General features: G+C 44.1%; 8 protein-coding genes. 3 read left to right on the plus strand and 5 right to left on the minus strand.

What is annotated here, in order from left to right:
* Positions 1 to 201 precede the first annotated feature (201 nt).
* From treR to gmhB, 3 genes are all read right to left on the minus strand, one after another.
* Entirely contained in the window at positions 202 to 1146 is a 945-nt protein-coding gene (gene treR, locus QUF19_RS13255) for a trehalose operon repressor TreR (protein WP_102435091.1), read from the minus strand.
* A gap of 87 nt (positions 1147 to 1233) precedes the next feature.
* On the minus strand, positions 1234 to 1575 hold the full coding sequence (locus QUF19_RS13260; protein WP_286294558.1) for an MliC family protein: 342 nt from the start codon (positions 1573 to 1575) through the stop codon (positions 1234 to 1236).
* 77 nt (positions 1576 to 1652) lie between these two features.
* On the minus strand, positions 1653 to 2204 hold the full coding sequence (gene gmhB, locus QUF19_RS13265) for a D-glycero-beta-D-manno-heptose 1,7-bisphosphate 7-phosphatase (protein ID WP_017110402.1): 552 nt from the start codon (positions 2202 to 2204) through the stop codon (positions 1653 to 1655).
* 240 nt (positions 2205 to 2444) lie between these two features.
* On the opposite strand from gmhB, the gene metN reads away from it, so the two are divergent.
* From metN to QUF19_RS13280, 3 genes are all read left to right on the plus strand, one after another.
* Complete coding sequence (gene metN / locus QUF19_RS13270; protein ID WP_102435093.1) at positions 2445 to 3479, plus strand: methionine ABC transporter ATP-binding protein MetN; 1035 nt, start codon at positions 2445 to 2447, stop codon at positions 3477 to 3479.
* A complete protein-coding gene (locus QUF19_RS13275) occupies positions 3469 to 4152 on the plus strand; it encodes a methionine ABC transporter permease (RefSeq protein WP_004734372.1) in 684 nt (227 codons plus the stop codon). Before metN ends, QUF19_RS13275 begins: the two co-directional genes overlap by 11 nt.
* A gap of 66 nt (positions 4153 to 4218) precedes the next feature.
* On the plus strand, positions 4219 to 5028 hold the full coding sequence (locus tag QUF19_RS13280) for a MetQ/NlpA family lipoprotein (RefSeq protein ID WP_102384777.1): 810 nt from the start codon (positions 4219 to 4221) through the stop codon (positions 5026 to 5028).
* Between the two features lie 92 nt (positions 5029 to 5120).
* On the opposite strand, the gene QUF19_RS13285 is transcribed toward QUF19_RS13280, so the two are convergent.
* The gene (locus QUF19_RS13285; protein ID WP_286294577.1) at positions 5121 to 6326 is read right to left on the minus strand and encodes a carbohydrate porin; all 1206 of its coding nucleotides are present in this window, start codon (positions 6324 to 6326) and stop codon (positions 5121 to 5123) included.
* Positions 6327 to 6721: 395 nt separating this feature from the next.
* Positions 6722 to 7498, minus strand: coding sequence for a Zn-ribbon-containing protein (locus QUF19_RS13290; protein WP_102435095.1), 777 nt, complete (start codon positions 7496 to 7498; stop codon positions 6722 to 6724).
* Positions 7499 to 7687 lie beyond the last annotated feature (189 nt).

Consider the following 7687-nt stretch of genomic DNA (forward strand, 5'->3'; position numbering starts at 1 on the left):
ACCCCACCCTGGTTTCATTCAATTACTCATCTAAACCATGCAGCTATAACCACTCGGATTTAGATTAATGGGAACATTCCCAATTACGGTTATTATAATGCCCACATAAATGATAAATTAAAATGGGAACAGTCCCATTAATTGAAAGAGATCACACTCTAATTTTAATCTAAGCAGTTCAATTTCGCTTGATTGAGTGGATTATAGAATCGGAGATTGAGTGTGATGAGAGATCTCTGAATTGCCTAAAAGCTGAGATATCAATAGATTAGCGGCCAACTTGCCTGCAGATTGATACCCGGGATCAATGCTAAATACTCGCGGGAACAAGAAAGAGAGAAGATCATTGCCACCGACACCGGTCACCACCACATCTTCACGTTGTAGCTCTTGTAGACGTTTGATTACGCCAAGAGCCAATGTGTCACTGGCACACACAATCGCTTGAGTCGCAGGAGCAAGCACCTCATCCACCAACTGATAAGCACTTTCATGATGAAGTTGACCAGTACGATAGTTGGCGATCGAGCCTGTGACTTCACACCAATCCAGGTAGGCCTTAAGACGAAGCTCACCGGTTGATTTATCGCTAGGATCAACGCCAATGAAGCCAACATCAGAGATCCCCTGATCCGATAGATGCGTTAACGCACTATTGATCACCTGTTGGTTATCGTAGTTAATCGACGTTACGTTCTCGGTATCCAGAGCAATCACTACGGCTTTGTGTTCCCAAGCTTCGATTGCAGGAATATCGCAGTCAGTAAAGCCAAACACAATGATGCCATCTACATTGCGACGCTTAAGAACCTGAAGATGCTCATTGGCTTTTTCTCTATCTAACTGACTTTCCATGATCACCACGTCGTAATCCGCTCGATATAACTCAGCCAGCATGGTGCTAACCGCTTTATTTTCAGAGGGAGAGTCCAGACGAGAAATGATGACACCGATGACTTTTTGACTGCCACCACGCATCGACTGCGCAGACTTTGAAGGCGTGTACCCAGATTCTTGAATTACTCTCTCCACCCTTTCACGGGTTTCAGGTTTCACTTTTGGATCATTGGTCAGAACGCGTGATACGGTTGACTTACCAACACCGGACAGCTTAGCAATATCGAGAATAGTGAGTTTTTTGCTCATAAAAAGTCTAACGTTAAAGGGAAGAGAAGAAAAAGTGAGGGCTAATCCCTCACTTAACTGTTTGTAAATCCTAGCGGTTACTATGACTTACTTTTGGCAATTTCGATAGACGACACGACCAAGTTCTAGACGTGCGTTGTCACCTTTAGTACGTAAAGTGACGCTGTTAATCAGTTCCGAGGTTCCATCATCTAAGATGTATTTCGTCCCTGAACCTGCTGGAACTTGAGTCAGACGGTATTCATTCTCAGGGAGACGTAATACCGCTTTTTCATTATCAAGGTAAGCCACTTCAAACGAAACGTCAGACTCACATTGATAAGTCACGAATTGATTATCCGATGTTGCGCTCTCAGTCTCAGGAGCTGCTGATTTAGAGCACCCGACTAATGCAACTGAACATAGAGATGCTACTAACATAGCTTTCATACTTCGTTCCTCATCTTTATATAGTGGGCAAATATAGTGAACAACACTCATTTGCATACTGAGCGATAGGTCTGTGTTTAGCCTTTCAAATATGCTGGTACATCTTTAATACTATCCAGCACGACACTGGCAAGTGCCTCACCCTTTTCAGTCACGGGTTTACCGGTTCTCACCAACACTCTAGTACCAACACCAGCGGCTTCTGCTGCCATCATGTCTTCAGCTTTATCGCCGATCATGACAGAGTTCGCCATATCAATTTTCAGAAAGTCACGAGCAGAAATGAACATACCTGGTTTAGGCTTACGACATTCACAATCTTGTTTGTAGTCGCCAATGCCGTGTTCAGGATGATGAGGACAGTAATAGATACCATCTAACTCAACGCCATTATCGACAAAGTTCCAATCCATCCACTGTGTCAAAGAAAGAAAACGATCTTCGCTAAACTTGCCACGAGCAATACCAGATTGGTTGGTCACAAGTACCAGTAAATAGCCCATATCTTTAAACGCTTTCGCCGCTTCAAATACACCATCGATGTATTCAAAGTCATGCTCATCATGTACGTAGCCGTGATCAACGTTAATCACACCATCACGATCTAAAAAAACAGCCGGTTTAGACAAAATTCAGTTCTCTATCAACTCTCTATTAATCATTAATTATTACACGCTTTATTTGCTTCATCACTATCTATTTAGTTTTGCGTTCGTTAACGATTTGTTTCTAACCTAGCAACACGATCGACGTTTAGCCGTCTAGACGTAAAAATATCTATTGACTTAGATCATAGAACACCATAGCATCGTCTGTAAATCGAACGAGCTATCGATATATTATTCTGTTTTACCTGCACGAGTTTCCCTATGATTAAAGTGAATCAAGTCAACAAGGTTTTCTATCAAGGCACTAAAGAAATCAATGCCTTAATTGATATCAACCTCCACATTCCTCAAGGTCAAATCTTTGGAGTCATTGGCTCTTCAGGTGCAGGCAAAAGTACCCTAATCCGCTGTGTAAACATGTTGGAAGCCCCGACCTCAGGTGAAGTGATTGTTGACGGTATTGACCTAACAAAACTCAGCAAATCAGAACTCAGCGAAGCGCGTCGTAACATCGGCATGATCTTCCAGCACTTTAACCTGCTGTCTTCTCGTACTGTATTTAACAATGTAGCACTGCCTTTAGAGCTTGCCGGTAAAGATAAAGCGGTTATTGAGGCGAAAGTCAGTGAGTTACTTGACCTTGTAGGCCTATCAGACAAGCGTGATACCTACCCTGCGAACTTGAGTGGCGGTCAAAAGCAGCGTGTTGCGATTGCTCGCGCACTGGCATCTGACCCGAAAGTATTGTTGTGTGATGAAGCGACCAGTGCACTGGACCCTGCAACGACTCAATCTATTCTTGAGCTACTGCGTGAAATCAACCGCAAGCTGAACATCACTATCCTGCTTATTACTCATGAAATGGATGTAGTGAAAAGCATTTGTCACGAAGTGGCGATCATTGGCGGTGGTGAATTAGTAGAGAAAGGCACTGTCGGTGACATCTTTGCACACCCTAAGACAGAACTGGCGCATCAATTTATTCGCTCAACCTTGGATCTGACGATTCCTGAAGATTACCAAGCACGCTTGCAAGAAACTCGCGTAAACAGCAGCTACCCGTTGGTACGTCTTGAGTTTACTGGCGCAACCGTTGATGCACCGCTAATGACACAAATTGCACGTAAATTTAATATCGATGTCAGCATCTTAAGTTCAGACCTAGATTACGCAGGCGGCGTTAAGTTCGGCATGATGGTCGCAGAACTGTTCGGTAATGAAGCCGATGATAATGCTGCTATTCAATTCCTACGCGACAACAATGTAAAAGTAGAGGTACTTGGTTATGTCCTTTAGTTTCAACGAGATTGCTGACTGGATCAGCCTTAACGGTAACCTTCTATTAGGCGCAACAGGCGAAACACTTTACATGGTTGCAGTAGCGGGCATTGTTGGCTTCGCTGTCGGTATCCCATTAGGCGTGATTCTACACACGACTAAAAAAGGTGGTCTGTTAGAGAACACCAAGCTAAACAAAATTCTCGGTGCGGTTGTGAACGTGGGTCGTTCAGTGCCTTTCTTAGTACTGATGGTTGCGATTATCCCACTGACTAAGATGCTGATTGGTACCTTCATCGGTACAACAGCAGCGATTGTTCCATTGACGATTGGCGCTATCCCATTCGTGGCTCGACTTATCGAAAGTGCGCTACTTGAAGTACCAACAGGTCTAGTAGAAGCGGCTCAATCAATGGGCGCAACACCAACACAAATCATCAATAAGGTTCTGCTTCCTGAAGCACTACCGACTATCATCAACTCAGTAACGATTACATTAGTAACGCTGGTGAGCTACTCAGCAATGGCAGGTACCGTAGGTGGTGGCGGCCTAGGTGATGTCGCGATTCGTTACGGATTCCACCGTTATGATGTGACTATCATGGCTGTGACGGTAGTGATGTTGATTGTGCTGGTACAAATTATTCAATCAATCGGTGATTCATTAGTTCGCCGTGTTGACCACAGATAACGACTTACAGACCACACTCAAAGTCGTCTGAACCAAATTAAATAGAGTTATTAAAAGGAGATTATTATGAAATTTAACCTTAAAGGTTTACTTACTATCGCAGCAGCAGCATCAGCGCTAGTACTAGCAGGTTGTGGTGACAAAGAAGTCGACACTTCTAAAGTAAAAGTTGGCGTAATGGCAGGTGCTGAAGCACAAGTTGCTGAAGTTGCAGCTAAAGTAGCAAAAGAGCAGTACGGCCTAGACGTTGAACTAGTGACTTTCACGGATTACGTAACACCAAACGCAGCACTGGATGACGGCTCTATCGACATCAACGCATTCCAACACGCACCGTACCTAGATCAGCAAGTGGCTGACCGTGGTTACAAGCTAACTATTGCTGGTAACACGTTTGTTTACCCAATTGCGGGTTACTCTAAAGAAGTGAAATCTGTAGACGAAATCCAAGACGGTGCTCGTATTGCGGTACCTAACGATCCAACTAACCTAGGTCGTTCTCTGCTTCTTCTTGAGCAACAAGGTCTACTTGAGCTTCGTGAAGGTGCTGGTCTTCTAGCTACCGTTCGTGACATCGTTAAGAACCCTAAGAACCTAACAATTGTTGAACTAGACGCGGCGCAACTTCCTCGCTCTCTAGATGACGTAGCACTGTCTATCATCAACACGACTTACGCGAGCTCTATCAACCTGACTCCGCAAAAAGACGGTATCTTCGTTGAAGACAAAGATTCTCCATACGTAAACCTAATCGTTTCTCGTGAAGACAACCTAAACGCTGAAAACGTACAGAACTTCGTTAAAGCTTACCAAACTGAAGAAGTATACAACGCAGCTTCTGATATCTTCCAAGGTGGCGTAGTTAAAGGTTGGTAATCACCTAAACTACAGCATCGTATAGATACCCGAAGGGGCTGACTCAACGTCAGCCCCTTTTTTATTGATTGCCATTGGCTAAAAGAGTCAGCTTACCACCAAGCTTCCACTTGCATGCCAACACTCATTTCGCTGTTTTTACCTTCACCGAAGGCATTGTCGTTTTCAGCATCGTTTAGGTAAGTCGCAAAAATACGAAATTCAGGACGCGACCAAAAACCCACTTGCGGTACCCAAGCCTGAGCCACAGTAAACTTGCCACCCGCCCCATCTTGGTTATTAATGGTTTCAACAAAACCACCAATTTCAAGGATGGTACGCATGCGCTTGTCCCACTTGTAAAGCGGACGAATGACTGCACTGAAAGAGTCATCATCGCTATTATTCGCACCCACACCCGTCGACATGGCATAACGAACAGTATGGCCAAACTCGATGTTCTCACCAATCGCAAGCACACCCCAGTTAATCAATCGAAAGCCCTCGGCGTCATTATTGTTTGCATCACGTACGATGCCCTTACCGGTACCAAAGGTTGTCATCTGCTCGGCATAGCCAGAGTTAGCGACTTGAAGAATGGTTTTGTTGAAGCCACCAGTAAGATTTTGATTCAAGCTTGCCGTTAGCATTATGCTGTCATCCGCATCCACCGTTTGACCTTGTTTTTCATTGGCGAAGTTCATATCAATACCGACCTCAAGATCCGCATTGTTCCACAGTGGAATTCCTGCATAGCGCACGTCAGCAATCATGGCTGTCGTCTCTTTGCCATCAAAAACATCGCCCGTCACGGTGTCTTGAATCAAAGCGACCGATAATTTACCTGGGCCCATATTGATGTGCTCTACGCCAGCACCAATACCACTGACATCCCAGTAGTAATTATCAACGATGTGTACATCATGACGCTGGTAGTAGCGCTCACCCGCCCAAATTCCAATGTCCTTATCTTCAAAAAGCCCGACCGCTTGAACATTCAATTGCACCACATCAACGCTTTTATCCGCGGCGTTCTCATCTTGGCCTTGCCAGTACGACAACATGGAATCAACTAAAAATGAAACGTCGTCCTCGGCATACACCTCTTTTCTAAAACCAAACTCACCATACAGGTCATTTTCGTTGCCGAGTCGGCCAACTTTACTCACCTCCCATTTGCTATTTGATCCACCTTCATTACTCAGGCCAACGCCGCCGCGCATGTAGCCATTGAACTCCAATGGCGTGGTTTCATCAGCGTATAAATTAGGTGTAAGTAAAGCAGTAGAGAGTGCAGCAGCAATAGGTAACAGTTTCATCGTCCATTCCTTTAAGATCTAGAATTACGTTATTTTTATAAATGGGAACATTCCCATGGGACCGGTCCCATTTATATTGAGAGGAATATAAATTGGAAGAGAACTGATTGATTACTGTGATCCAGTTAACTATTGAAATGATCAAAAGTTGATGGGTGTGGAATTATCTTGGTGAATACTTGAGGGCTACAGAGCGAGAGATAAAACACAGAATGGACGTGTTTAAGTACTAAATTCGTTCGACCAGATTGGTTTTCCCAATACTGATAAACGATCAAAATTAAGGGATAAAAAGAGAAATAAACGGGAAGCTAGCAGGGAGAAAATCAGAGGAACAAGTATCGAAATATTGGCTCATACTTCGATACCTTGAATCTAGAATAGAGCGAAATGGATTACTTAATATGATCCCAAGAGATGTTTGATACCAGACGGCAGTCGTCACACTTGAAATAGAAAATGTCGTGGATCGGCGCATCTAGCAGCCATTCACCACCACATTGCGGACATTTGCGCTCTTTTTCAGCTTTTAAGCTAATGCCACCCACACGGTATAAGTAGTAATACGTTGGGATCTTAGTGAGATACTCAATACGCCCTCTTAAACCCCAACCACGTTTGAACAATACGCTTTTGGTATCACTGATCTCAGTTAAAGTGGCGTGTTCAGCACGACAACCACCACCCATTTGGACTTCATCGCAGGCCTGCCATTCGGTCTGCCATTTCAACACGGCTTTATGGTCGCCATTAAAAGTCGGTGGATTGCGGTACAAAGGGATCGGCAATAAGCTGTCACCACTGCGCAGCGGTGAACAGGTATGAACAAACGTCGTGTACAACACCTGCCAGCTCGGCTCTTCGTCTTCAGCCACTTCTTCAGAGTTAAGATCTCGACCCAGCAAACGCATTTTAGGCGTAAGTAGACTCGCATTAGACAAGCGATCAAAACACACTTTCACGAAATCTGAGTGATTACGTGGGTGTAAGCTGTCTTGCTCAGGGCACACAACGCGAACATAAAACTCACCGTCACCCATCACGATTGGAAACTCACGCCCCAACACTTGCCCGTTATAACGAAGTGCATCCATCAAGCCATTAACTGCCTTGTCGACAGCGCTTACCGTTGTGTTATCAAAACACTCAAATTGAAGTTCTAGTACGTACATAATTTACTATATGTGGTTCTATTAATAGCGTCATTATAACGACTATTTATACGGTTGTACTTAGCTTAATAATACGGATGACTCTGAATCAAATAAACATTCGCTTATGGCTTAACCTTACAGCTTGAAAAACTAGAGCTGGCAGTTATAAATGGGCGTCACAGTAATGAACATATTATCGTCAAGCAA

Source organism: Vibrio sp. FE10, from assembly GCF_030297155.1.
Lineage (GTDB): Bacteria > Pseudomonadota > Gammaproteobacteria > Enterobacterales > Vibrionaceae > Vibrio > Vibrio apostichopi.